The sequence below is a fragment of the Flavobacterium aestivum genome (genome assembly GCF_026870175.2).
Lineage (GTDB): Bacteria > Bacteroidota > Bacteroidia > Flavobacteriales > Flavobacteriaceae > Flavobacterium > Flavobacterium aestivum.
In genome coordinates this window covers 2,874,634-2,901,613 of the sequence record NZ_CP113977.2, presented here as the reverse complement: position 1 = coordinate 2,901,613, position 26,980 = coordinate 2,874,634, and the positions used below count along the sequence as shown (strand labels likewise).

The 26,980-nt window shown below is 33.1% G+C and carries 28 protein-coding genes and 1 tRNA gene; 14 read left to right on the top strand and 15 right to left on the bottom strand.

Annotated features, from left to right (window positions below; genetic code table 11):
• The first annotated feature begins 8 nt into the window (after positions 1-8).
• The 4 genes from OZP08_RS12395 to OZP08_RS12380 all read left to right on the top strand — a co-directional run bounded on the left by OZP08_RS12395 (position 9) and on the right by OZP08_RS12380 (position 2,184).
• Positions 9-587 (top strand): DUF5343 domain-containing protein, encoded by a 579-nt coding sequence (locus OZP08_RS12395; RefSeq protein ID WP_281321973.1) that lies wholly within the window; start codon positions 9-11, stop codon positions 585-587.
• On the top strand, positions 580-1,167 hold the full coding sequence (locus OZP08_RS12390; RefSeq protein WP_281321972.1) for a Swt1 family HEPN domain-containing protein: 588 nt from the start codon (positions 580-582) through the stop codon (positions 1,165-1,167). The genes OZP08_RS12395 and OZP08_RS12390 overlap by 8 nt, the downstream gene beginning before the upstream one ends.
• A gap of 157 nt (positions 1,168-1,324) precedes the next feature.
• On the top strand, positions 1,325-1,747 hold the full coding sequence (locus tag OZP08_RS12385; RefSeq protein ID WP_281321971.1) for a thioredoxin family protein: 423 nt from the start codon (positions 1,325-1,327) through the stop codon (positions 1,745-1,747).
• Complete coding sequence (locus OZP08_RS12380; protein ID WP_281321970.1) at positions 1,747-2,184, top strand: hypothetical protein; 438 nt, start codon at positions 1,747-1,749, stop codon at positions 2,182-2,184. The genes OZP08_RS12385 and OZP08_RS12380 overlap by 1 nt, the downstream gene beginning before the upstream one ends.
• Before the next feature lie 216 nt (positions 2,185-2,400).
• Here the strand turns inward: OZP08_RS12380 and OZP08_RS12375 are convergent, their stop codons facing one another.
• A complete protein-coding gene (locus OZP08_RS12375) occupies positions 2,401-2,862 on the bottom strand; it encodes an Lrp/AsnC family transcriptional regulator (RefSeq protein ID WP_268846411.1) in 462 nt (153 codons plus the stop codon).
• Between the two features lie 126 nt (positions 2,863-2,988).
• Between OZP08_RS12375 and OZP08_RS12370 the strand changes: the two genes are divergently transcribed.
• Positions 2,989-3,504 (top strand): GNAT family N-acetyltransferase, encoded by a 516-nt coding sequence (locus OZP08_RS12370; RefSeq protein ID WP_281321969.1) that lies wholly within the window; start codon positions 2,989-2,991, stop codon positions 3,502-3,504.
• A 253-nt stretch (positions 3,505-3,757) separates the two neighbouring features.
• The gene (locus OZP08_RS12365) at positions 3,758-4,585 is read left to right on the top strand and encodes an SMP-30/gluconolactonase/LRE family protein (protein ID WP_268846409.1); all 828 of its coding nucleotides are present in this window, start codon (positions 3,758-3,760) and stop codon (positions 4,583-4,585) included.
• Positions 4,586-4,755: 170 nt separating this feature from the next.
• On the opposite strand, the gene OZP08_RS12360 is transcribed toward OZP08_RS12365, so the two are convergent.
• From OZP08_RS12360 to OZP08_RS12325, 8 genes are all read right to left on the bottom strand, one after another.
• On the bottom strand, positions 4,756-5,325 hold the full coding sequence (locus tag OZP08_RS12360; RefSeq protein ID WP_268846408.1) for a cysteine hydrolase family protein: 570 nt from the start codon (positions 5,323-5,325) through the stop codon (positions 4,756-4,758).
• An 86-nt stretch (positions 5,326-5,411) separates the two neighbouring features.
• Positions 5,412-6,023 carry a hypothetical protein gene (locus OZP08_RS12355; RefSeq protein WP_268846407.1) on the bottom strand — a complete coding sequence of 204 codons (612 nt, stop codon included), beginning with the start codon at positions 6,021-6,023 and terminating at the stop codon, positions 5,412-5,414.
• A 58-nt stretch (positions 6,024-6,081) separates the two neighbouring features.
• Positions 6,082-6,996: a GlxA family transcriptional regulator gene (locus OZP08_RS12350; protein ID WP_268846406.1), complete on the bottom strand. Its 915-nt coding sequence runs from the start codon at positions 6,994-6,996 to the stop codon at positions 6,082-6,084.
• Between the two features lie 389 nt (positions 6,997-7,385).
• Positions 7,386-8,156: a hypothetical protein gene (locus OZP08_RS12345; protein WP_281321968.1), complete on the bottom strand. Its 771-nt coding sequence runs from the start codon at positions 8,154-8,156 to the stop codon at positions 7,386-7,388.
• 75 nt (positions 8,157-8,231) lie between these two features.
• On the bottom strand, positions 8,232-8,615 hold the full coding sequence (locus OZP08_RS12340) for a DUF3037 domain-containing protein (RefSeq protein WP_268846403.1): 384 nt from the start codon (positions 8,613-8,615) through the stop codon (positions 8,232-8,234).
• Entirely contained in the window at positions 8,593-9,387 is a 795-nt protein-coding gene (locus OZP08_RS12335; RefSeq protein ID WP_268846402.1) for a HipA family kinase, read from the bottom strand. Before OZP08_RS12335 ends, OZP08_RS12340 begins: the two co-directional genes overlap by 23 nt.
• A 128-nt stretch (positions 9,388-9,515) precedes the next feature.
• Positions 9,516-10,364: an NAD(P)H-hydrate dehydratase gene (locus OZP08_RS12330; RefSeq protein WP_281321967.1), complete on the bottom strand. Its 849-nt coding sequence runs from the start codon at positions 10,362-10,364 to the stop codon at positions 9,516-9,518.
• 379 nt (positions 10,365-10,743) lie between these two features.
• A complete protein-coding gene (locus OZP08_RS12325) occupies positions 10,744-11,733 on the bottom strand; it encodes an alpha/beta hydrolase (protein WP_268846400.1) in 990 nt (329 codons plus the stop codon).
• Between the two features lie 293 nt (positions 11,734-12,026).
• Between OZP08_RS12325 and OZP08_RS12320 the strand changes: the two genes are divergently transcribed.
• Together OZP08_RS12320 and OZP08_RS12315 are read left to right on the top strand one after the other, a co-directional pair.
• Positions 12,027-14,558, top strand: coding sequence for a PIG-L family deacetylase (locus OZP08_RS12320; RefSeq protein WP_281321966.1), 2,532 nt, complete (start codon positions 12,027-12,029; stop codon positions 14,556-14,558).
• A gap of 121 nt (positions 14,559-14,679) precedes the next feature.
• On the top strand, positions 14,680-16,422 hold the full coding sequence (locus tag OZP08_RS12315) for a sodium:solute symporter family protein (RefSeq protein ID WP_268846399.1): 1,743 nt from the start codon (positions 14,680-14,682) through the stop codon (positions 16,420-16,422).
• Between the two features lie 246 nt (positions 16,423-16,668).
• Here OZP08_RS12315 and OZP08_RS12310 read toward each other — a convergent pair whose 3' ends face one another.
• The 5 genes from OZP08_RS12310 to OZP08_RS12290 all read right to left on the bottom strand — a co-directional run bounded on the left by OZP08_RS12310 (position 16,669) and on the right by OZP08_RS12290 (position 20,510).
• Positions 16,669-17,514, bottom strand: a complete 846-nt coding sequence (locus tag OZP08_RS12310; RefSeq protein WP_268846398.1) for a DUF2911 domain-containing protein — start codon at positions 17,512-17,514, stop codon at positions 16,669-16,671.
• A gap of 77 nt (positions 17,515-17,591) precedes the next feature.
• Positions 17,592-18,245 (bottom strand): HAD family hydrolase, encoded by a 654-nt coding sequence (locus OZP08_RS12305; RefSeq protein WP_268846397.1) that lies wholly within the window; start codon positions 18,243-18,245, stop codon positions 17,592-17,594.
• A 178-nt stretch (positions 18,246-18,423) separates the two neighbouring features.
• Entirely contained in the window at positions 18,424-19,152 is a 729-nt protein-coding gene (locus tag OZP08_RS12300) for a tRNA threonylcarbamoyladenosine dehydratase (protein ID WP_268846396.1), read from the bottom strand.
• A gap of 108 nt (positions 19,153-19,260) precedes the next feature.
• Entirely contained in the window at positions 19,261-19,908 is a 648-nt protein-coding gene (locus OZP08_RS12295) for a TatD family hydrolase (RefSeq protein WP_268846395.1), read from the bottom strand.
• Positions 19,908-20,510 carry a DUF1684 domain-containing protein gene (locus OZP08_RS12290; RefSeq protein WP_281321965.1) on the bottom strand — a complete coding sequence of 201 codons (603 nt, stop codon included), beginning with the start codon at positions 20,508-20,510 and terminating at the stop codon, positions 19,908-19,910. Before OZP08_RS12290 ends, OZP08_RS12295 begins: the two co-directional genes overlap by 1 nt.
• Positions 20,511-20,707: 197 nt before the next feature.
• Here OZP08_RS12290 and OZP08_RS12285 point away from each other — a divergent pair, with 197 nt between their 5' ends.
• The 4 genes from OZP08_RS12285 (at position 20,708) to OZP08_RS12270 (ending at position 24,510) form a co-directional block, all read left to right on the top strand.
• Positions 20,708-21,928: an MDR family MFS transporter gene (locus OZP08_RS12285; RefSeq protein ID WP_268846394.1), complete on the top strand. Its 1,221-nt coding sequence runs from the start codon at positions 20,708-20,710 to the stop codon at positions 21,926-21,928.
• Positions 21,929-22,252: 324 nt separating this feature from the next.
• On the top strand, positions 22,253-22,612 hold the full coding sequence (locus OZP08_RS12280) for a BlaI/MecI/CopY family transcriptional regulator (RefSeq protein WP_268846393.1): 360 nt from the start codon (positions 22,253-22,255) through the stop codon (positions 22,610-22,612).
• 5 nt (positions 22,613-22,617) lie between these two features.
• Positions 22,618-24,294: a M56 family metallopeptidase gene (locus OZP08_RS12275; protein ID WP_281321964.1), complete on the top strand. Its 1,677-nt coding sequence runs from the start codon at positions 22,618-22,620 to the stop codon at positions 24,292-24,294.
• 75 nt (positions 24,295-24,369) lie between these two features.
• Complete coding sequence (locus OZP08_RS12270) at positions 24,370-24,510, top strand: SsrA-binding protein (RefSeq protein ID WP_268846390.1); 141 nt, start codon at positions 24,370-24,372, stop codon at positions 24,508-24,510.
• A gap of 71 nt (positions 24,511-24,581) precedes the next feature.
• Here the strand turns inward: OZP08_RS12270 and OZP08_RS12265 are convergent, their stop codons facing one another.
• Positions 24,582-25,094: an adenine phosphoribosyltransferase gene (locus OZP08_RS12265; RefSeq protein ID WP_268846389.1), complete on the bottom strand. Its 513-nt coding sequence runs from the start codon at positions 25,092-25,094 to the stop codon at positions 24,582-24,584.
• A gap of 104 nt (positions 25,095-25,198) precedes the next feature.
• Between OZP08_RS12265 and OZP08_RS12260 the strand changes: the two genes are divergently transcribed.
• Positions 25,199-25,272, top strand: a tRNA-Arg gene (locus tag OZP08_RS12260).
• A 396-nt stretch (positions 25,273-25,668) separates the two neighbouring features.
• Positions 25,669-26,937, top strand: coding sequence for a hypothetical protein (locus OZP08_RS12255; protein ID WP_281321963.1), 1,269 nt, complete (start codon positions 25,669-25,671; stop codon positions 26,935-26,937).
• Positions 26,938-26,980 lie beyond the last annotated feature (43 nt).

Below are 26,980 nucleotides of genomic sequence, written 5' to 3'. Positions count from 1 at the left end.
CTGCTATTATGAAAAAAATTATTGAAGGAACTGCTCCCGAAAAATTTACAATTGAGCATCTAAAGAAATTGGGATTCAAAAGTAGTAACGACTACACTTCGATTGGAGTTCTTAAGGACCTTGGATTTTTATCTGAAAATGGTAATCCAACTCAAGTTTATCACGAGTATAGAAATTCTGCTCGTTCAAAACATGTATTAGGAAACGCATTAAAGGAAACATATTCAGATATTTTTCATTTAACAGAAAAACCAAGCGTTAATGATAAATCAGCAATTACAGGATTATTCAAAACAACTCACAATGTGAGTGATCAAGTTGCAGGATTTATGGCAAATACTTTTCTAACACTTTTGGAAATGGCCGATGTTAATCATACATCAAAACCAGTATCTATAACGAAAGAAAAGCAGATCAAAGAAGATCATTCACCAAAGGAAATACAACAATCGAAAGAGCAAAATTTTTCAATTCCAGTAGTACCAAATTTAAGATACAATATAGAAATACATTTACCCGCAACTAAAGATATTGAAGTTTATAACTCAATTTTTAAATCATTAAAAGAACACCTATTAAATGACTGAAAAACCTAACATACGAGAATGGTTGTTCAGAGCTTTGATGTTTGAAGCTGAGTCTGAAATTTTTAAATCTGCAGGTATCAGAGTTGGTGCAGATGCAGAAGCTGTAGAAAAATCTTTAATGGAAGAAACATTAAGACCTTTTTCAGTCCAAACAAGAAATGAAGCTCTAAAAATGGCTAGAATATATGCTTTGATTAATTGTTTTGAAAATTCAGTAAGAGATTTAATCAAAGAAAGATTAAAAGAACAATTTAATACTGATTGGTGGGAAAAAGGAATACCAAAATCTACAAGAGAATTTGCACAAAAAAGACAACAAGATGCACAAGATAATTCTTGGCTAGAAGGAGACAATTCAGAACTTATTGAATTTACACAATTTGGACATTTAGCAGATATCATAACACAAAACTGGAATGATTTTTCAGACTTAATTCCATCCCAACATTGGATTAAACAAAGGTTTGATGAATTAGAAAAAGCAAGAAATTACATAGCTCATAATCGACTCCTCTTACCATCAGAATTTAGAAGAATTGAACAATATGTAAATGATTGGGACAAACAAGTAGGATTTTAAAAATCGAAAACTCAGCAGCCGTTTGGTGCAATAGCTTATTTTATCTTTTATCAGAAAATACTCTGAGCTTCAGTTTTTTTTTATACCTTTTTTCATTAACTTACCACTGCTACGTCAAGCTACGGAACGTTAAGCACAATAATAAAAGACCACTAATATGAAACAAATTTCAATTTTGATATTAACTGCAAGCTTGTTATACAGTTGGACTGTAACAAGTGAAATTAAATGGATTAGAAATTTAGAAGAAGGCTTGAAAAATCAAAAAGAAAATGGAAAAGACATTATTATTTATTTTGGAGCAAGTTGGTGCGTGCCGTGCAGAATAACAGAAAAAAAGGTATTTTCTTCGGCTAAATTTATTGAATATTCTCAACGTTTTGAAATGATTAAAATTTACGATGACTATAAGAAAGAAGAAAAAGCTAAACAAATCTATTATGTTAGTACTATGAAAAAACTTAATGTTGAAGCAATACCAACATTTGTAGTGATTAAAAGCAATAGAAAACAGTTTACGATTTCAGGAGTTTATTATACCCCTGAAGAACTTATCCAACAAATTAATTCATGTAAGTAATGGAGCAAAAAGAAAAGATTGATTTGTTCTTAAAGTGTTTGGCAATACTCGGTGCTATATTTTCTTTTTTTTGGGGAATTCATAGCTATAATAAAGTTAATGATGATGATTCAGCAAAGGCATTTTGGAGTCAACAGTTCCCAATTTATAAAGACTTATGCGTATCTGCTGCCACAGTTGCAACAAGCAAAGACTCTTTAATAATTAATAAAGCCAAAGATGATTTTTGGAGAATGTACTATGGAGAAGCAAGAATGGTAGTCGATTGGCAAGTTCACAAGAAAATGAGTGCATATGCCGCAATTTTAAAAGATGTGGAACGTGGATTTAAGAATAGTGATGAATTGATATTTGCTTCTTATGAACTAGCGACGCAATGTAGAAAATCGCTTGCAGAGTCCTGGAATATTCCATTAAGTGAGCTTAAATCAGAATAGTTACTACGTCTAACAGACGTTTAGTGAAACTGCGAATGATGTGATAAATTCACATTTCCATTTCGCAAGAAATTTTAATTTAACAGAAAATAAACAACCCGATTGCGCGGATATATCTCACACGTACGATAGCGCGGATTTGCAATCCGTGCCCACAAAGACAAACCATAAAGCTAAATCTTCATTACAAAAAATGTGAGCTAATAAAAAAATAAACTATAAGGTAAAACCATAATTCATTTTCACTTTATCCATGACAACATGTGTGTAAAAATGTTTAAGATTTTTATTATCCATAAGATTGATTTTTTGAAATTTCTCAAAGTGGCTCATGTCTTTTACATGAATAATTAGCACAAAATCATAGGTTCCAGTTACATAATAGCATTGCGCCACTTCTTCGCATTTTTGCATAGCGATTTTGAACTCATCAATTGCTTTTGAATTACCTTCATTGAGAATAACATCAATAACACAAGTTATTCCAATTCCTACTGCTTCGGGAGAAACAATAGAGATATCGGCCTCAATAACATTATCATTTCGCATTTTAGTAATTCTCCTCTGAACAGCACTTTGGCTTAAGTTTACTTCATAACTGAGTTCTTCAGTTGTAATCTTATTATTCTTTTGGAGAAAGCTCAATATTTTTTTATCGTATTCATCAAGTAAGCGCATAATTTAGTCTTTTAAGAGGTAAATATATATTTTATAACCCATATCTGAATAAACATAGCATAAAATACTCATTTTTAAGCTTGTAATTTTGCGTTATCTAATTTTAATAATTAAAAAACACAAAAGATGGAAATAAAAAATAGCTCAATTAGTGATGTACAAAATATACTAACGCTTTATGATACTGCCATATCCTATCAAAATGAAAAAAAGGGCTTGCCATGGCCAACTTTAGAAAGAGAATTAATTGAAACCGAAGTCAAAGAAAACAGACAATGGCAGTTATTAATAGACAATGAGATTGCATGCATATGGGTAACAACTTTTGATGACCCAGAAATATGGGGCGATAAAAATGCTGACCCTAGTGTTTATTTGCATAGAATTGCAACAAACCCAAAATTTAGAGGACAAAACATAGTTTCTAAAGTAATTGATTGGGCTAAAGAATTCGCTGTTCAAAATAAAAAAGAATACTTACGATTAGATACTGCAAGCATAAATCCTGGATTAATAACCATGTACGTCAGAAATGGTTTCAAATTTATAAGTATAATTGAAATGAGGGAATCAAATAAATTACCTTCCCACTACCACAATGCGTCTGTTTGCCTTTTTGAAATAAAGCTAAATAAAAATTAAGAAAAGTTCTTTTATCAACGTGCAGCTTGCGTAAGGGATTACTTCACATTGTATTTATTTTTATTGGAGTTCAGTGAATTTTATTTGCGGCAATATCTCCCGATTTAGAAAAACAAGGATTTTTAGCTGTAGTTTTCTATATCGGGAATTGTATCAGAAAAAAGAATTCAATACTTTAGATAGTAAATAACGCTATAGTTCAGAGAGTAACATTAGCCATCATTGTAAAAGATTAACCGCAAACTAATAAAAAATGAAAAAAAGTATTACTTATATTGTATTGCTATTTACAATAAGCCAGTCAAGTATTGCTCAACATTCTTTAAATAGAATTTGGGTAACTGATAGCATTTTACCAATTCCAGAATCGGTTTTATACGATGATAAAGACCATATATTATATACCTCTTTAATGGATGGCTCACCAGCTGAACGTGACGGAAAAGGAAGCATTGGAAAATTAACTACTGATGGTAAAATCATCAATTTAAATTGGATATCTGGTTTAAATGCTCCAAAAGGAATGGCAAAACACAAGAATACATTATTTGTGGCCGACCTTACAGAAATTGTAATCATCGATTTAAAACAACAAAAAATACTAAAGAAAATAACTGTTGATGGTTCCAAAATATTGAATGATGTAACAGTAGATGAAAAAGGAGTCGTTTACGTATCTGACCCAAAAATTGGTAAAATATTCAAACTGGAAAATGATATTCCAACTATTTATTTAGAAAACTTAATCAAACCAAATGGATTAAAATTCATAGACGACTATCTGTATTATTTAGACAACGGCTCATTATATAAAATAGACAACAAAAAGAATAAGCAAACTTTAGCCGAAGGAATGGACGAAAACACAGATGGCATTGAGCAAGTAACAAAAGGTAAATACATAATCAGTTGTTGGACTGGAGTTATTTACTATGTAAATGAAGATGGCACAAAAGAAACACTTTCTGATACAAGAAAAGAAGAATATTATTCAGCAGATATTGGATTCGACAACAAGAAAAAGATAGTTTATGTCCCTTCTCTTTTCAAAAAAACCATAACAGCTTATTCACTTAAATAAAGCTTTCGATACCCAACTTCGTTATACATGCTGAGCATTCAATAGAAATCCACAATCAAAAGCCACAAGATAAGAACCTCTTCTCTTGTGGCTTTTTTAAAAATTTGGTCAGGAAATATTCCACTTACAAAGATATGTGTTTGGAATGCGGAGCGGGGAACTTTTTGAAATTATATACTTTCTTTAATAAATTGGGTAGTTACAATAGTCGCAAATTCTTCATTTAAGCTTGCAAGTGCTGTTTCATGAATAAGTTCCGCCGAAAAATTTTGTCCGTCTATCCCTTTTTTATTGAATGTTGCAGTTGCATCCGAGACCAGAAATGTTTCATAACCAAAATTTCCAGCCATTCTTGTCGTTGTCGAAACGCAATGATCAGTTGTCAAACCAACAATAACAAGTTTACTAATTTTAGCATTGTCTAATCGTTCTTTTAAGTTTGTCCCAATAAAAGCACTGTTTACATTCTTTTTTATTATGGGCTCTTCTCCAATAGGTTTAACGATATCTTTAAATTCGTTTCCTGCATTTGTCTCGTTAAGTATAGAAGATGGATTTGACGAACAATGTTTAATGTGAAAAATAGGAAGATTATTAGCTCTCCAAAGCTCTAAAAGTTCACTCGCATTTATCTCTGCATCCGGATTATTTCTTTGTCCACCCCAATATTCGATATTATCAAATCCTTTTTGAATGTCTATAAGAATTAATGCCGGATTATCTGATTTTGATATATTCATTTTACCTTGTTTGTTTAAATGTTTGATGATTTTAGTAATTTCTTAATTGCTCGTTTTTTGAATGATAATTGATGATTGTTTGTGAATTATTCTATTCTTGATAATTCCATTTTCCAATTCCACTCCCACGTTTTTCCATTATCAGTCGAAAACGCCTGTGACCATTTTGGATGTTCCAAATTTGTAGCATCCCATTGGTATAGCACAAGAATTTCTTTCTCATTAAAAATGTCATTTGCATAAAATTTTCCCAAGCCATTTTCAAATGAACCAGTTACGGGTTTTTCATCCATGGCGGTTCCGTTGCTATCAATCCAATATATTTTCCAAAGTTTTAATTCTTTATTAAATAGACGAATTGCCATCCCTTCATAAGGCTGACCATTATTCTTTGAATAAAAATTTTCTAGGTTCCCAAATCCGTTTAATGTTTTTTTCATGTGCAATTCAGCCTCAAATTCAGTCCATTCGTCACTATTGGTTAATCTTGAATTTAGCTTACGATTGTGAACTTTCCACTTGCCTTGTAAAAAGTCGAAGTCTTTTTCTGAAGATGTTGTTGATGGTTTAATGTCTAAAATTTTCGTTTTTGCGTTTTTTGTCTGTTCCATAGTTTTTGTTTTTAAGTTTTGAGCATTTACAGAAAGCATCATCATTGAAAAAATGATTAGCAGTACTAGTTTTTTGGGATTTTTCATGATTGTTCTTTTTTTTGATTAATTCTTCAGTTCATCTACAGTTCTTGTGATGATTATTTTAATTAATTAACCGACTTAACTGCCTTTCACTTTGCAAACCAACGTGTGAAGCGATCTCCAATCTGGTTAAGTCAGGGTTCTTTAAAAATTCTTTTATTTTTTCTTTTCGAATAATCGTGATATAATCATTTACAGTAATTGCAGTTTCTTTTTTAAATATCCGAGTGAAATTACGCTCACTCATACAAGCAATCTCTGCCAAATCACCCAGATTTGCTTTTTGATTGATGTTTTCTATAATCCAATCTTGGGCTTTATGAATTCCTGAATGTATATGATTTCTAAAGCCCATCAATTCACTTTCTTGCTTCTGATTTCCGTTTCTTCTATTATAAACAACTAATTCTCTAGCAACAAGATGGGCAAAATGACTTCCTTTTAGCTCTTCTATAATATGCAATGTTACATCGATACCCGAAGCAATTCCGGCACTTGTATAAATTCCGTCTTGTTGTGTGAAAAGAATATTGTCTACAACTTTTGCTTGTGGATATAACTCTTGCAATAGTTTAGTTTTTTTAAAATGTGTTGTACAAGGAATATTGTCTAACAAGCCACATTCAGCCAAAACAAATGCTCCAGCACAAATACTTACTATTTTGATACCCGAATTATAACTATTGAGTATCCAATTGAATAAATCTGTATGTTTTTTAAATTCATCAGAAATCAGATAATTTGGATTTGATCCCGGAATAATTAAAAAATCGCCTTTCTTAATTTGCACTTCCGAAAAGTGTTTCAAATTTGCAATTGGTAATCCAGCTGTGGTTACAACATTGTTTTCCAGATTGCAATATTCAATTTCAAAATCGGCACCAAAACCTATAGCTTCTAGAATGGCTTGATCTGGTCCAGCCAAATCCATAAGATGCATTTGTGGCAAAACTAAGAATATAAATTTTTGATTCATCACTAATTAATAATAAGTTACAGAGCAAATATAGTGACTAAATCTACTGTTGGCTAGTCAATAAAAAGACATTTTCGGCCAAACATGAATCTATCGTTATGAAAGACTCATATAAGCTTGATATCCTAATTATTAATCTTAGAAAACAAAAATGGTTTTCTTCTTTAGACAAAACAAGTTCTTACTATCAACATGGAGCTCGCGTAAGGGAATACTTCACATTGTAATTATTTTTATTGGAGTTCAGTGAATTTTATTTGCGGCGATATCCCACGCTTTTGGGCGCGAATAAAGCCAAAAGCCCGACCCCAAAGCCAGCAGAGAAACGAATCGAAAACAAAATTTTCTGCTTTGGAGTTACATCCATATTATGAAAATAATTGGAGTTACTATTTCTTAGTCCCCAAAAGATACAAAATCTTAGCAGGCCCGGATTTTACTTTTCCAACTTCCCAATTGTAGGCTTCTTTATTATTTAAGTTTGCAATTAAGGCATTCATTTCTTCAACAGAATAGGTTCTTAAAGAAGAAACTACTCCATCCCACAAAATCAAAATTGGTACAATCGGAATCAGATAAGTAAAGATGATTCTGTCAAACTTGAATGGCCTGATTAAAGGCGCTGTGAACAAAACACTAATAGGCGAAAATATCATAGCCACAATACTCGGGATACTTCTTTCCTGTGCTTCAAAAATGGCAATTGAACTGTTGGTATCAATCGCGTTCTGCAGAATCTGTTGTGCATCTTTGGGTTTGAAATGATGCAGGGATAAAAATTGAGTTCGAAGTCCTTTTAGATTTTCAGGAACATTTCTGGCATCGACAGATGTTTTTATAAAATCGAAATTTTCGGCTTGTTTTTGTGTGTATTCAAATGCGGGTATATTCGGGAAATAATCCGTTAGTAAAATCCTGAGATCGGGAATGCTTTTTCTTAATTCGCTGTTGAGCCAAATCAGCCCGCCTCCTCCACCCGAAGCCAAATCAATAATTTGATTCGTTTGGCTTTCTTTTAACCCTTTTTCAATTATTGGAACTATTCCTTTATACATGGCGGTTTTATTAGAAAGAAACTGTAAAAAATCAGTTATATAATTCCTAATGAACTCCGGAAGCCATTTTTGATCTTCAAATTCAAATAAGTGTATTCTGCTCATATTTTATTGATTTATGCACTATACAATTTTCAATATTTACATTTAGATTTACACCAAAGAGAGCTCTTATACCTCTTAAAGAACCAATTCTTCGAACAAGCATTGAATAGTTTTATCTAAATCATCACAGAAACCAGAATGTGGTCTGGAAGTTTGTATTGCAGAGCTACGTATAGCTGTCAACCAACGAAAACGGGACGGAATATCAAACTCGCCAATAGGTCCACCGGCTTTTCCTCCGTGTGCTATTTTCTGAAAAGATTCTAAATTTAATTCGAGCTGTTCTAAATCAAAATCTTCAGAAAACAACAGTAATTTAGTTTCATTAACAGAATAGAGCATTTTTATAAATTTTGCTTTTTTGCAAAACAGAATAATGCCTACATTCAGGAATTCTTCTCGTTCTACCCTTGGTACAACGCGAATAACAGCATATTCATATAAATTTTTCTCTTGCATTTTGGGCTTCATTTATAAAAATTTCTGAATGATTCAATCTCGTCCATAAAAACTGAAAGTAAACTGCTCTGATTTCATCTGGGCTTTGCTCAGTGTCTTCCCAATGGAGCCAATCTTCGGGAATATAATCTACAATCTCCTGCAAAATTTCTTTGGTAAGCAACTTTTTAAAAGCAATATCTACTTCTTTTAATTCAGATGCTTGTGGCAGTAACACATGATCTTTTATTAACGCAAAAGGACTTTTGGCATGCGTTTCCCATGTGTTCCAGGAATGATGAAAGTATAGAGACGCTCCATGATCGATGAGCCATAATTCTTTGTGCCAAATAAGCATATTGGTATTCCTGAATGTACGATCGACATTGGTAATAAAAGCATCTAGCCAAACGATTTGCGAAGCTAGCTCTGCTGGAAGTTTTGTCACCACGGGATCAAAAGTAATGGCTCCCGATAGAAAATGCAAAGCCAGATTCAGTCCTTGACTTCCTTGTAATAAATCTTGTATTTCCTCATCTCCTTCGGTACGACCAAAGGCTTCATCAAGATTGGCAAACACCAATTCGGGCATTTTTAAATTCAGAACCCTAGCGATTTCTCCACCTATAAGCTCGGCAATCAAAGCTTTTACACCATGTCCCGCCCCTCTAAATTTCAAAACATATTTAAAATCATCGTCCGCTTCGGCTAAAGCAGGTAATGATCCACCTTCCCGCAACGGCAAAATATAGCGTGTAACATTTACTGTTCTTAATTCAAGTAGTTTTTTCATAGTACAACTTTACGAGCTACAAACTTACAAATAACTTTTTTTAAGCTACTAAGAAACTGAGATTCTAAGATTGAAGGATTGAAAGATTGAAAGATTAAACACTTAACCTTTTGAACAATTTAAAACCATTAACCTTCCAAGCTCAAATATGCTTTTCCAATATTTGCAATAATATCCGAAGCGATAAAAGACTGATATCCTGTCTCAGGCAAAGCAACATCAGCAGTCAATCCGTGAAGGTACACGCCCAGTATAGCTGCATCAATAGGTTTGTACGATTGAGCTAGAAGACTCGTAATCATACCCGTCAAGACATCACCACTTCCGGCAGTGGCCAGAGCAGCATTTCCTGTAGTATTTACATAAATAGTTTCGCCATCAATAATATAAGTTGGCGCCCCTTTCATTACAATAACAATTTGATTCACTAGCGAAAAAACAATGGCTTTACTAAACATTTCTTCTTCCGAATGCCATTTCCCAATCAGCCGTTCCAACTCTTTAGGATGCGGCGTCAAAACTGTTTTGGGAGAAATCAACGCCACCCATGAAGGATTGTGTGCCAAAATATTAAGGGCATCTGCATCAATAACTAGTGGAAGACTGGTATTCGATAAAAAATCATGAAGCGCCTTTTGGCTCGCCATTTTCTGTCCCATTCCTGGACCAATCCCTATTGCATTGGGCTCCAAATGAAATGTAATTTCCGAAAGGTAGTTGTCATGATCATCCGTCATTACCATCACTTCCGGAATAGCAATTTGCACGATGTCATAGCCACATCGTGGTACAAAAGCAGTTACCAACCCACAACCTGTTTTTAGTGCAGCTTTAGATGCCAGACATACAGCACCTATTTTTCCATAGCTTCCGCCAATGAGCAATGCATGTCCCTGTATACCTTTGTGTGTATGTTTGACAATAGGCTTGTATCTCTTCAAGACATCATTTCGATCAATCGCTATAGGATTATTCATAAGTTTTAATTTTCTAATAAAAATACGAAATTCCAGTTAAATCTTTAATACATCACTAAATTTCAAATACTTACAACACAAAATAACATTCTAATAGCTTTTCATTTTACATCCAAAAAAAACTGAGACACCAAACTATTAGAAAAAAAAATAATTCATAAATTATCAGCAGAAGTATCACTGTATGGAGATAATACCGATACGAATTCATGGATTGGAAGGTATTGCTTTAAGAAGAAAATGCGCTTTATTGAACCTTGAGCTACCATTAAACAAAAACATTAAATAAAAACCCAAACAAACTACAATACACTATTTTAGTTTGTTTGATATTCCTTTTGATAATGCAAAAAAGACAATATGACCATTCAGTCAAGAATTAATCCTGTATCACTTTTTCAGGAGTAGACACTTTTTTAAGACTTGAGCTCAACCATTCAAAAACAGTTTCAAAAACTTTATCACGCACTGGTTTTTGGGAAAGTACCACATCATGCATAGCATTATGGATTTCAACAACATCTTTTTGAGGTGAACTAATCAATTCAGATTTCTCTCTTATATCATTTATGCTTAAAATAGCATCCCCTTCAAACATTTCTCTAGTCCAATGTTTAGGATTAATTGATTTATGCGAATGCAATACTAAAATTGGTTTGTTAATTATAACACCTTGAGCAATTCTTAAATGACCTTGATGTATTGCATTTACCCAACCTGCATTTATTGTAGGAGCTACATGAGGTTTCCAGTTCAAATTATAATCCCATTCTCCGTAATCTTTTTTATTTAGACTCTTGCCATAAAATTTAGAAAAGCCAATTGGCAAAGAAATATTAGGTTTTACTCTACCCAAAAATGATAGCATGGGAATAACTGTCTTCTTTTGAATCCAAGGCACGTTAAAATCATAAAACGGACTGTTACAAAGCAAAGCATCAAACTGTTCTGTTCCTTTCCGATCTGATGCATACAAAGTGATTATAAGTCCTCCGGTTGAATGTCCATAGAGAACTACTGTTCGATTTCCTTCTTCTTTTATAATATTTAATGCACTATCTATATCTTCATAGTACTCCGTCAAATCTCTTACGTTATTGGGTATATGGTTTGGTAATATTGATCTTCCGTATTTCCTTAAATCCAAGGCATAAAAATTATAACCTTGTTTCAGAAATTCTGTTGCTATAACTACTTGAAAAAAATAATCATTAAACCCATGTATACACAATATGGCTTTATCAGAAGGTTTAGAATTCATTTTCCGAACAAGTGTTGTAGTCACTTCACCCTCGAAATCATTAGGCTGTATAATAGTTGTTTGTTCAAAACCGTTCTTTAATACATCTTCAACATATTTCACATCCATAATAGCTAGGTTATTTTTTGATAAGGGATTCTTTCGGTTCTATTCGCAAAACTGATTTTCACGACTTACATTACTCTCAAATTTAACATTCTATTTTTTATTTCAAGACTACTTGACCTATTTTTTTTGGATTTAATTTTCATTCCATCTTCTTTAGATTGAGCGTACTTTCACACTATCAAAAGATTAACATAACTTTTGTATTTATAGGTAAATATCCACACCGTTTAATTACTATTTTTGGATCAATGCTATTCTAAAATTTTAATTTAAAAACCACTAATTCATTCTTTATGCGAAAGGTTTACTATAAGTCACTATTTATCTTTATCCTTGCTATTCAAATAGCGAATGCTCAAAAACCGCAAAAACCAAATTCAGCAGAAATATACAATCAAATTCAGAAACTAAATTTTCTAGGTACTGTACTCTATATTGCTGCACATCCTGATGATGAAAACACTCGTTTAATTTCTTACTTATCTAATGATGTACATGCCCGAACGGGTTATCTGTCATTGACAAGAGGTGATGGAGGTCAAAATTTAATTGGACCACAATTAAGAGAATTATTAGGAGTGATACGAACTCAAGAGCTACTGGAAGCTCGAAAAATTGATGGTGGCGAACAGTTTTTCTCTAGAGCTAATGATTTTGGGTATTCAAAAACAGCTGAGGAAACTTTGCAAATTTGGGATAAAGATAAAGTGTTGTCAGACCTTGTTTGGGCCATCAGAAAGTTTCAGCCCGACGTAATAATCAATCGATTCGATCACAGAACTTCCGGATCTACACACGGGCATCACACAACATCGGCTATGCTTAGCGTAGAAGGTTTTGATATGGCCAATAATCCAGCTTCGTATCCTGAACAATTAAAACTTGTACCGGTTTGGCAACCTAAAAGACTTTTTTTCAATACCTCTTGGTGGTTTTATGGAAGCAGAGAAAAATTTGAAGCTGCCAATAAATCAAATTTAATTTCTTTTCAAACCGGAATTTATTATCCTACAATAGGTAAATCCAATCAGGAAATTGCGGCTCTAAGTCGAAGCAGACATCAATCACAAGGCTTTGGTAATACCGGAACTCGAGGTGAAGACTCTGAATATTTAGAATTTTTAAAAGGGGAATCTCTAAAAGACAAAGCATCTTTATTTGAAGGTGTTGATACGAGTTGGAACCGTGTAAAAGGAGGAAAACCAATAGGCGAATTATTAACTCAAATTATCAATCAGTACGATTTTAAAAATCCATCGGCTAGCATTCCAGATTTGGTAAAAGCCTATACTATGATTCAAGCTTTGGAAGAAGAGCATTGGAAAAATGTAAAATCCGAAGAAATAAAAAATATCATTACTGCTTGCTCTGGCTTATATCTTGAAGCGGTAGCCAATACCCAAGAAGCCACACCGGGAAGCGCTATAAAGCTTAAACTGGAAGCCATAAACAGAAGTGCCATAAACATGCAGTTGGTTAGTGTTACGACCTTACCAGAGCAAAAAAACACACTTTTGAATACGGATTTAAAAAACAATATTCTTAATAATCCCACATTAGAAATACAATTACCATTATCCCTAAATTATACACAACCCTATTGGTTAAAAGAAAAAGGAACTGTGGGCATGTACGTAGTAGATGATCAAAAGAACATAGGAATTCCGGATATTATTAGAGAAACAAAAGTCATATTTTCGATCAAAATTAATGGCGTTGAAATTCCGTTTGAAAGAACCATTGTTTACAAATACACTGATGACGTAAAAGGAGAAATGTATAATTTCCTTGACATTGTTCCTCCTGTAACTACAGCTATTCAAGACAAAGTAATATTGTTTTCCGGTACCAAGAGTAAATACATTGGCGTTACCATAAAAGCTGGCAAAAATGACATTAAAGGAGATTTAAAACTAGACTTACCTAAAGATTGGACTGTATCCCCAAAATCAATTCCTTTTCAATTAGACAAAAAAGGAATGGAACAAACCGTTTATTTTGAAGTAACTCCATCTGATCAATCCTGCGAAGTTGTAGCCAAAAGCATCGCTACCATTGATGGGGTTCAATATGACAAAGAACAAATTACCATTAATTATGACCATATTACGAAGCAACAAGTTTTAAAAACGGCTGAAGTAAAATGCATTCGACTGGATTTGAAAATCAATGGGGAAAAAATAGCCTATATTATGGGAGCTGGTGATGAAATCCCAAAAAGTTTAGCCCAAATGGGATACAAAGTAACTATTCTAAAACCAGAGGAAATAACTCCCGAAAGAATGGAATCTTTTGATGTTGTAATGACTGGTGTAAGAGCCTATAATACTGTGCAAGCATTGGCTAACAAGCAAAATATTTTATTCGATTTTGTAAAAGGCGGCAAAACAATGATTGTACAATACAATACAACTGATGAATTAGTTACGCAAAATATTGCTCCTTATCCTCTGGAAATTTCGAGTGATAGAGTTACCGAAGAAAATGCCGAAGTTCGCTTTTTAGCCCCTAAGCATCCTGCACTGAATTACCCGAATACAATTACCCAAAGTGATTTTAAAGGTTGGAAACAAGAACAAGGATTGTATTATCCAAAGCAATTTGATAAAGCCTTCACTCCTATCCTTTCCTCAAACGACAAAGGAGAAAGTGCCAAAGATGGGGCACTATTAATCGCACCTTATGGAAAAGGGAATTATATTTACACCGGATTAAGTTTCTTCAGAGAATTGCCGGAAGGTGTACCGGGTGCTTATAAATTATTATCAAATATGATTTCTATTAAAAGTCCTGTAACCATTCCTAATCAAAAAATAAAACAGTAAAATGAAAAATATGGAATCCAAAAAAACTAAACTTTGGTCAAAAAACTATACTCTGGTTCTTTTAGCCAATGCCTTCTTTATTATCATTTTTTACTTAATAATGAAATTATACTCTTAACCTATGCAATTATTTGACTGGATTATATTAATAGTAACGCTATTATTTATAGTAATATATGGTTCCTGGAAAACTCGAGGCAGCAAGAATGTTGAGGATTATGTTTTAGCTAATAATGAAACACCTTGGTTTACTGTTGGACTCTCTGTTATGGCAACTCAGGCTAGTGCGATAACCTTTCTTTCTACTCCTGGACAAGCCTATCATGACGGTATGGGGTTTGTACAATTCTATTTTGGTTTACCCATTGCCATGATTGTAATTTGCCTCACTTTTATACCTATTTATCATAAATACAAGGTTTATACCGCTTACGAATATTTAGAAAAAAGATTTGATCTGGAAACCCGTTCTCTAGCCGCCATTTTATTTTTAGTTCAACGAGGGTTAGGAACCGGAATTACCATTTATGCACCATCAATCATTTTATCGGCATTGTTAGGTTGGAATATCACCTATATGAATATTATTATTGGTATTTTGGTAATTATTTATACCTTTTCCGGAGGTACAAAAGCTGTAAATGTTACTCAAAAACAGCAAATGTTTATCATACTCTTAGGTATGGTAACTACCTTTTTCCTTATTCTTCACTACTTACCTAACGAAATGACTTTTGATAATGCTTTGCATATTGCCGGAGCAAATGACAAAATGAAAATTGTAAATTTCTCTTTTGATTTAGATGAAAAATATACTTTTTGGAGCGGTATCACTGGTGGATTTTTCCTTGCTTTAGCTTATTTTGGTACAGACCAATCTCAAGTAGGTCGTTATTTATCGGGGAAGTCAGTTCGAGAAAGTCAAATGGGATTAATCATGAATGGACTCTTAAAGGTTCCTATGCAGTTTGGAATTTTGCTTACCGGAGTAATGGTTTTTGTATTTTTTCAGTTTAATGAAACGCCTTTAAACTTCAATCCGAACAATAAGCAGCTTGTTGAAAATTCCATTTACAAAAATGAATACCAAAATTTACAGAAAGATTTAGACAAATTATCCGAAGATGAAAAAGTAATCAATCTTTTATACATTGATCAACTCAATCAAGATTACGACAATCCTACACTACGTAAAGAACTTGTTGATCTGGCTCTCAAAGAAAAAGACTTACGAGCGCAGGCTCGAGAGATAATTTCTAAGGCGGATAAAAACAGTGAAACCAATGATAAAGATTATGTCTTTTTCTATTTCATTCTACATTATTTACCAAAAGGTCTTATTGGTTTATTGCTGGCAGTAATTATTTCTGCAGCAATGTCGTCAACCGCTTCGGGTCTCAATGCATTGGCTTCTACAACCGCAATTGATATATACAAACGTAATGTTAAGGAAGAAAAAACAGCCAAACACTACCTCAATGCCACCAAGTTTTTTACTCTAATGTGGGGACTTATTGCTATTGCATTTGCTTGTATTGCTACACTTTTTGAGAATTTAATACAATTAGTCAACATCATAGGATCAATATTCTATGGAACCGTTTTAGGTATCTTTTTGGTTGGTTTTTACTCCAAAAAGATAAAAGGAAAAGCCATTTTTTATAGTGCAATTATTAGTCAAACCACTATTCTTTTGATTTATTATTTTGCCATTTTAGTCTATCCAAGCGGTCAAGAAAAACTAGGTTATTTATGGCTTAATTTCATTGGAGCCATGCTAACTTTAATAATATCGTTCATACTCCAAAACACGCTATTTAGACACGACAAAGACAATTCTATAGTCGATAAAGTGGTTTCATAAAAATTTAGTTAACCATCAGTAGAGATACACTTTCATAAATCTTTACTGATGATAAATTTATATCCTCAGTAAGATTATTTCATTTTGCGCTTCAATCCTTTCTTTGTTTACTTACTGTGTAACATAATTAATTTGATTATAGTCAACTTTTTTCAGGACAAGACAACCTAATAAAAAAGCCCCATTTCAATGATGAAACGGGGCTTTTTACAATTATAAATTAGGTAATACAGGTACAATAGAAAATTATTTTTTGCTCCATTCAGCAATACTTTCTTTATTCATTTTTACGTAATCTTGATTTTTAGCAATCTCTGCTGCCGCAAGTGATAATTTTGCGGTTTCAATTGCTGCTTTTTTATCTCCACCTCTTGCTTCAATCAAAGATTTCAATCGAGTATACCAATATGGTTTTTCAGTACTCATTTCCATAGCTTTATTGATATAAACCAATGCTTTTGCATTATCTCCATTTGATTGATAAATGTATTGTGCTGCCGAAAAATAATCAGCAGATGTTGGTCCTGCCAAAACTTTCTCAATATTTGCCAATGTTGCTTTTTGGGTTGGCACTTCAAATTTCATTGAAACTGATGAATTCTCCCAAGCCATATCTAAATAAGCAAAATTTGCATCCAAATTACTGATTCCAATAGTAAAAGATTCAACTGGTTTCTGTAATGCTTCTTCTTTTACTGTAGTTCTTAACACTACATTGGCCTCATTCCAAACTTCTGGATTACCCCAATTGTTTGTAGTAGAATAAAAAATCACTTCCCAACTTTCGATTTTAGGAATAGTATATAATGAATATTTTCCTTTTGGTAAAACTTTACCATCAATGGTAACATCTTCACTAAAAGAAATGGTTGTATTTTCATTGGCTCCAGTTCTCCAGATTTTTCCAAAAGGAACTAAATTTCCAAATACAGCTCTACCTCTGGCAGCAGGTCTGCAATAAACGATTTCAACATCAGTTAACCCAACAGTTTGAAAAACAGTTGCCTTTGGACTAGCCTGTGGCGTTTTTAATTGTGCTTCTGTAATAAATGGAGCTATAATAAAAGCTACAGTAATAAGAATTTTTTTCATTTGTTTGTTTGTTTTTTTAGTTGGCCAAATTTACAAATTAAGGAAGTTCTAACTGTTAATTATTCCTTAATTCAAAATTAGTATTGCGATACTTTTTCAAAATTTAATTCATCAAAATGACCTACCACAACATCAGCCAAACTCAAATCCTGATCTTTTGAGTGAACGCTATTATATGCTACACAAAAAATACCTGCTGCTTTCGCAGCTTTGATTCCGTTAGTGCTATCTTCTATGACAATACAATTTTCTTTTGGTGCAATAGACAAAGAAGCAGCATGCTCGAAAATAGCCGGATCTGGTTTTGATTTTGGAAAATCTTCTCCGCTCACTATATGAGAAAAATATTGATGCAACTTAAAACGATTAAAAACCCTTTCAATGGTTACTTTTGAAGCTGATGAAGCAAGAATCAATTGCATACCGTTTTGGTGTAAATCTATAATAAGTTTCTCTACCCCTTCTAACAAATCTAAATCTTCCTTAGTATCAAAAGCATCATTAAAGATGGATCTTTTTCTTTGTATTAAATCTTCAACTTCTTGTTCCAACATAAAATGTCCTTTCAGTTTCTGAAAAACATTTCTGGTAGAAAATCCTGTAAAAGAAGTATACATTTCCTCTGGAACTGCTATATTAAGTTCTTCAAAATGTTGAAAATAAGCATAACGGTGTACAGGTTCAGTATCGACAATTACACCATCCATGTCAAAAATTACGGTCTTTATCATTCTTTCTTTTAGATTCTAAGGCTCTGAGCTCCTAAGATACTGAGATACCTTGTTTATATTTTTTTTAGATGCTTTATAGTTTAAGGTTGCTTAAAATGGGTTTAAAATATTTAAATTGGTTTAATCCGAATTCTAGATAAAATTTTTCAATTTTTCAATTTTTCAATTTTTCAATCCCTTAAACTTTCCCCTCTTCCTTAAGTAAATATCGAATCACCGTTTCTGCCGCATGAAGACCAAACAATCCAGGCATATAGCTATTGGTTCCGTAGAAAGATTTTTTAAAATTGGAACCATCTGTTCTTTTTACACTGCTTTCGTCTGGCTTTTCGATAGAAAATACGGCTTTCACTCCTCTACTAACACCCATTTTTTTAAGACGTTTGCGAATCACTTTTGCCAATGGGCACACATCAGTTTTACTAATGTCTTTTACAACTACTTTACTAGCAATCATTTTTCCACCAGCACCCATATTTGAAATAATCTTTACGCCTTTTTTCTTAGCACCAACAATCAAATTAAGTTTTGGCGTTACACTGTCAATACAGTCCAAAACATAATCATGATCATTCGCAACTATCTCATAAGCACGCTCTGGCGAAAGAAATTCTTTTACCCGAATCAAATTCAATTCAGGATTAACATTCATCAATCTATCACCTACAACATCTACTTTTGACTGCCCTACGGTAGAATGCAATGCAGGTAATTGTCTGTTAATATTTGTAATATCCACCACATCCCCATCTACAATAGTCATTGTTCCTACTCCTGCTCTTGCCAAAAATTCGGCTGCAAAGGATCCCACTCCGCCTAATCCTACAACCATTACATGTGCATCTTGCAATTTTTGTAAACCTTCTTTTTTAAATAATAGTTCGGCTCTTTCTGTCCACTCTGCCATATTCTTTTGTTTAATTGTTTTTGGTTTGTTCTTTTTGGTTTAAAAGTTTAAAATTGTTTAAGTGCTTAACTCCTTGTGTGCTAAAACCGATAATTGATAAACTAAAACTCATCTTTTAAAAACCGCTGCAAAATTACTCTTTATTTTTTGTTGTAGTTCATTCATACTCCAATTTTTATAATGAGCTGCCAAGGCGTATACTTCCTCAATTCCTTCTTCTATTGTATCCGTTTCCAGAAAAAAACGATCATTAGGAATAGCTTGGAAAACGACTTCTAATTCAGGATTTCGCAATAAATATTTCCCGAACGAAATATAAAAACCATTATCTATGAGTTCCTTAGCTACTTGTTTATTCTTCGAAAAACCGTGCATGATCATAGGAACTGTAATTTTTAATCGTTTCTTGATAGCAATTACCTCTTGAAAGGCAGCCACACAATGAATCACAACAGGTTTATTATGTTTTTGTGCCAAAAACAATTGCCTTTCAAAAACCGTTTGCTGTAATTCTAACGGGACTTCAATGCGTTTATCCAATCCACATTCGCCTAGAGCGAGACAATTGGATTCTTGCAATTTGCTTTCTATTATCTGTAAATCAGCTTCAAGATTTTGTTCATCTATATACCACGGGTGAATCCCTATAGAATAAAACGGAATCGCAATATCAAACTCTTGTGGATATTGATTAACGAGTTCCAAGACTGTATCCTGATTCGTGAATTTATGAGTATGTAAATTTAAAAAAAGCATTAGTCGTGAAATTTCTTAACACCTGCCTTGATTTCGATAGCCAAATCATTTTCTAGCGGAACTTTTGGACAAGAATATCTATGATTATAAGCACAATACGGATTATATGATTGGTTAAAATCTATAACAATAGTATTCCCTGTTGGAATTTTCAAATCAATATATTTCCCGCCAATGTAACTCTCTTTACCCGAACTCAAATCCGAAAACGGTAAAAACAAATGGTCTTTGTATTCTTCTTTTTTGGAGAGCTCAATATTGCGATAAATATTCAGTTTAAACTCTTTCCCTTCTAGCTGAAAACGAGCTTCACCGTACTTTACATACATGGGTCTTCTTGTACCAGAAGTTGGCATCTCAAACGGTTTCTCATCCTTGGTTCTGATGAATTGAGCAACCACAAAAGCCTTATTATTTATTGGGTAAAAGTCTAGTGACTTGAATTGAGCCAAGTCTTCGGTTGTCAACGGACTTGTTTTAGCATCTGCATATTCAGCATTAAGATCTTTTTGAAATTTCTCGACAACTGTTGAATCAAATTTTTCTTGACCAAAGCTCAAATTAATTTGTACTAAAAAAAGAAAGATAAGGAACTGCTTCATTATTATATTTTTATGCAAAAATAGGTTAAAGTAACAAAGCCACAAAGTTTATATTTTGCAGACAATCCTTTTTTATCCTAGCTTAAATAAAAACCTAAATCCTTTTATTTTTCTTTAAAAAAGAAAAAGATTGTAGTGAATAACAGGAATTAGCTTTCAAAAAAACTTTGTAGATTTGCCAAACAAGAATTTATTACATGCTCAAAACTGCTTTCGGTCGCTACATCAATAATTTTAAAGGATTCACACACGAAGTTTGGATACTTACTTTAATCACTTTTATCAATAGAGCCGGTACAATGGTACTGCCTTTTTTATCCAAATATTTAAAAGAAAATTTACATTTTTCTTATGGCGAAGTGGGATGGATTATGGTCGCCTTTGGATTAGGATCCATGCTAGGCTCTTGGCTTGGAGGAAAATTGACCGATAAAATCGGATTCTACAAAATCATGGTTTTCAGCTTATTCACGAGCGGAATCCTATTTATTCTTTTACAATACATCACGACTTTTTGGGGATTATGTTTTGGAATGTTCATAATTATGGCTATTTCGGATATGTTTCGCCCAGCAATGTACGTGTCACTAAGCGTGTATGCCAAACCCGAAAATAGAGTTCGAGCATTGTCTTTAGTGCGCTTGGCTATTAATCTGGGTTTTACGGCAGGACCTACACTGGGCGGGTTAATCATTTTAGGAATGGGATATCAAGGTTTATTCTGGGTTGACGGAAGCTCCTGTATCATTGCGATTTTGATTTTTGCTTTTTGTATTAAAGAAAAAAAGAAAACCCCTGTTGCCATCGATGGATCTGTATCTAAAACTGAGCCTACATCTATCTACAAAGACAAACCCTTTTGGATGTTACTATTTATTAGTTTTATCACGGCCATGGTCTTTTTTCAATTGTTTACTACAGTGCCTTTATACCATAACGAAAAGTATGGACTAACTGAGTTTCAAACCGGTGTTCTTCTTTCCATCAATGGACTATTAGTTTTCCTCTTAGAAATGCCTTTAGTGGGTTTCTTAGAACGAAAGAAAATAAATAAAATCAAAAATATCTTTTATGGTTCCTTATGCATTGCGGCTGGATATTACATTTTATTACTTGATTCCTGGGTTGGAATTTTAACTATTAATATCATATTACTCACCTTTGGAGAAATATTTTCCTTTCCCTTTACGAATGCCGTAGCTCTTAACCGTGCACCAAAAGGACAAGAAGGCCAATATATGGGATTATACACTATGAGTTTTAGTTTGGCACATATTGCCAGTTCCAAAACTGGTCTGGAAATTATAGAATATTATGGCTATGCTGCCAACTGGTTTGTAATGGGAAGTTTAGGATTACTGGCCATTCTTTGTTGCATTTGGCTCAACAAAATGATTCATACCGAACAAAAACAATAACTCGAACCTTTTTATTATGGTTTCGTGCTATCTGCATTACTTAGCGTAGCACTACCATTTCTACACATATCCTCACAGGTTTTAAAAATCTGTGAGGTATTTTGCATTCCTAAAATTAGTGCTCCAACAAAAATAAAAGCCTAATATAACCGGTTTTAAAAAGCTATTAGGAAAAATATACCTCCAAAAATTCCTCTTTAACCCTAACAAAATCAACACAAAACTAATTTTTTAGTTAAATAACTATATTTATAGTTTGTAAACTAAAAATATAGTTGTAAGTTTGTTTTGGAATTATGTCCAAGATTTTAAAATACAAACGAAATGCAAAAATTAACCAACAAAGAAGAAGAAATCATGCACATTTTATGGAAGCTTAAAAAAGCATTCGTAAAAGAAGTCATGGCAGAAATAACAGAAGACCAACCGCATTATAATACCCTCTCCACTATTATTCGCAATCTCGAAGAAAAAGGATATGTATCTTATAATGTTTTTGGAAATACTCATCAATATTATCCATTGGTTACCATTGAGGAATACCGCAAGCGTTTTATGAGTACTGCTATTGATAATTATTTCAACAGTTCCTATAAAAACATGGTTTCCTTTTTTGCCAAAGAGGAAAAAATAACAGCCGATGAGCTTAGAGAGATTCTAGCCATGATCGAACAAAAAAAATAACAAATATGGAAACACTATTCATATATATTGCAAAATCCAGCGGACTGATAGCAATGTTTTATATTGCCTATTATTTATTCTTACGAAAAGAAACCTTTTTTACCGCAAATCGTTGGTTTCTTTTGGCTGGTTTACTCACATCCGTAATTTTGCCATGGGTAGTTTTCACCACTATTGTTTGGGTAGAACCTACAACAACCCATTATGATTGGTCAAAAATGCCAATGACAACCCGTGTTCAAAAAGAAAGTTTTGAAATCAACTGGTATCTTGTTCTGGCAATTGCCTATATAATCGGAATAGCCTTGTTTCTAACCCAATTTGCTTTTGACTTTTATAGCTTAAATCGCGTTCTAAAAGGAAAAACCATTCATCAACAAGCTGATCATAAATTCATAGATCTAAAAGAGAATATAGCACCGTTTTCCTATTTCAACACCATTGTATACAACTCATCAATGTATAGCAAAGCTGAATTGGAAAGCATTTTAGAACATGAAAAAGTACACAGTGATCAATACCACACGGTAGATGTTTTGATTACCCGATTATTTTGTACTCTCTTTTGGTTTAATCCCTTTATTTGGCTGTACAAAAATGCCATTTTACAAAATCTGGAATTCATTGCTGATAGTGAAGCCACCAAAAATATATCCGACAAAAAAGCGTACCAACTCACGCTTTTAAAAATAACAACACACGAAAATTGTGTTGTCCTTACCAATCATTTTTATCAATCATTAATCAAAAAACGAATCGTTATGTTAAACAAAAACCAATCCAAAAAATGGAATTCCTGGAAGTATGCTTTGGTACTTCCTGTATTAGTTGCCTTTGTATTTTTATTTCAAATAAAAACCATTGCTCAGGAAAAAATTGCTATTCAAAAAGAAATCAACAAAAATCAGTCAGATCCTGAAGCAACAACTGTCTATAATATCAAAAAAAGCACTACCGATTTAGAACTACAAGAGACAGCGAAAATTTTGAGCGAAAAACATGCAATTAATGCCACTTTTTCAAAAGTAAAAAGAAACTCAGACAAAGAATTAATTGGTTTGAAAGTAAAATTGCAAAAAGGAAAAGAAATTGCAACCGTTATGGAGGTGAATAGTAGTGAACCCATAAAAGATTTTGGAATTGCTATTTCTAAAAATGAAAATGGAACTACAAATATTGGAATCGTTACCGATAAAAAAGGGATGAGAACCACAAACAGAAGAAGCTACGATAGCAACGAACCAATTCCTCCTGTAGATCCAATAGCAGCAATTGACCCCGTAGATCCGGTAGATCCAGCATTACCAGCACTTCCTGCTCCACCAGTATTTCCTGACGGACCGATGCCTAAATTCCCTGAAATTGACATGTCAAAAATGCCAAAACCACCAGTTCATCCAGCTGATGTAAATGACAAAAAAGCGATGAAGCAATTCAACAAAGAGATGAAAGAATTTGAAGCGAAAATGGAAGCTTTCGAACCGGATTCTCAAGCTTTTGAACAAGCAATCGAAGAAGAAATGGAAAGACGTCAAGCCATTTTTGAAAAACAAATGGAAAAATACGAAATCGCAATGGAAGCCAGAAGAGACGCTATGGAAGCTAGAAGAGAAGCGATGGAGGCCAAAAGAGAAGCAATGGAAGCCAGAAAAGAGGCCATGAGAGAACATGAAAAAGAATAAATTAAATAAAAACAATAAAAAAGACGGTTTCTCATCAAAACCGTCTTTTTTTATACCTTTGAAAAAAATATAACTATGTTTAAAATTCTAGCTCAAATCAACAAACTTATTTTACCAAGTTTCACCAAACAAAGATTAGATTTGGCCAAAGCCAAAAAATGGCAAATGGCTATTATTGGATACAGATATTATGTTACAACCAGAGCACTTGGATAAAGTTTAAGATCATTTAAAGAATGCCGCATAAACACAGCTTAAACTCTTAAACAATTTAACCCCATAAACTCTTAATACGTCATTGCAGCGAAAATCTCATTTCCTGCAATTTTTTCTCTTCCATTCAAAAAAGTAATTTCCATCAAGAAGTTACACTGTACAATCACCCCTCCTAATCGTTCCACCAATTCACAAACGGCTTTTGCTGTTCCACCAGTTGCCAATACATCATCGTGAATAAGCACTCTGTCTCCTTTTTGAATAGCATCGATATGTATTTCTAAGGTATCTGTACCGTACTCTAAATCGTAAGAAGCATTTATTGTATCAAAAGGTAATTTATTTGGTTTTCTCACAGGAATAAAACCCGCATTCAATTCATGGGCTAAAAGCATACCGAAGAAAAAACCACGACTTTCAACACCAATTACCTTGTCAATTTTCTTATCCTTTACGGCCGAAACCAGGATATTCAGACATTCTTTTGTTGCATTTGCATCAATTAGCATTGGAGTGATGTCTTTAAACACAATTCCTTCTTTTGGAAAACCCTGAATATCACGTATATACTTTTTTAAGCTCATTTTTTTTTATTTTATTACAAATTCATGCTTGCAAGATACATATTTATTCCTATATTTGCACCCGCAAACAGGTTAACACAAAGAACAAGTTTAGCAAAACAAAAGGCCTCGTGGCGCAACTGAATAGCGCATCTGATTACGGCTCAGAAGGTTACTGGTTTGAATCCAGTCGAGGTCACTTAAAGAGACAACTATTTGATAGTTGTCTCTTTTTTTATGCCCATAAAAACCTCTTTATCAATATTTTTATAGCCTGCTCTTTTATAGTTCGATTTTTTTTACGCGGAATCCTTACTCTGTTTGAAGTAGACAGTCAAAAAGCAGCTTTATTAGAGATTTAATCGGGGCTGAAAGATGGTTCGAAGTCCCTTTAAGGATATAGTTTTTTCTCTCTTGGTTTATCGTAATTTTTTGATACTAAATATATGTAACACTAGAGACATTCAGATAATTACATACTTTAAGCATTTCTCATAAAAGTTCAGATTACTATAACTTTCAAAATAGTGTATTTCTAAATGAATTTATATATCTTTCCTAAGAAAATAAAAGACAAATAAATTTAATCCTGAAGATGAAACCATTTTTAAAATTTTTACTAAGTCTCCTGTTTTTTTCAGCTCCAATCTATTCTCAAACGACTCAAAAATACAGCGGATTATATTCTTATAAACATAACAGCAACAATTATTTAAACCTGAAGGATTCCGTAAAAACGGTTTATTTTAAATTTAAAAAACCAAAGGCATGCCTGACTGAAGAAGAACTTGAAGCAGCATACACCAATAATTTAATTCGAAATGATTCTGTCATTAATTTTGATAAATTTCAAAGAATAACAGGACCTGCCTACAACAGAATGGATTATGATTTTTCTTCTTTTGAAATGGTTCTAACATTTCAAAAGGCAAATGATTATTCAAAAGCTAAGCATAAAAAGCCTAAAAAAATCTTGATGAATTATGAGCATCTCTATGATAATGATATCGAAGAGAAAAGCAGATACAAAACAGCATTAAAACAGTATTACCCTGTCTGGAATCATAACTTACTATTAAAATTAAATGAAATTCAAATTCCTGCTAAAAATGAATACACGCTTGAAATAGATAATAATAGATGGCAAAATTATAATGAGTATGTTTATAAATATGAATACGACAGTATTGGAAGAGTAAAAGAAGAGAAAAAATACAATGTCGTACGAACAGGTACTATAATCGATAAAACCTGTACTGAAGATGATTTATTTACACGTAAATTATTTTATTATAATGAAAAAGGGCAGGTCATAGTCCAAAGAATAATTGCAGGTGCTCAAGCAAAAGAATACAGAGATCAAGATAGCCCACATCGCAATGAATATCTCACAAGCAGTCCGGATTATTTTAGGATCGAAAAAAGTCCACGCCAATTTTATGCTGACATAGAAACAAAATGCCGCTATTATGACGATTTGCATTGGCGTTATACCTATGATACTTTGGGACGAATTACACAAGTAAAGCTTATTGACGATGCAAGCGTAGTTGCAATGCAAGACTATACTTATCACCCTACTAAAGATTATGTAGAAACAGTAAAAAGCTATGGTCACGATTTAGAATTGACATTTAAGAATTACAGCAGAAGTGTAAAAACATACAATGAACAGGGAGATTTAATTAGAATAGAAGCTATTCCAGATGCGCCCCAAAAATATGTAATACGAAACATGGTATATTATTACACATATGAATATGATAGACACAACAACTGGATAAAATGCAATATGTTTCTAGAAGGAACTGATTTAGATGAACCTACATTGGTAGCAGAAAGAAAAATTGAATATTACAAATAATTTTAAAATTGAATTATATTCTGTAAAACCGTAACTATATTAT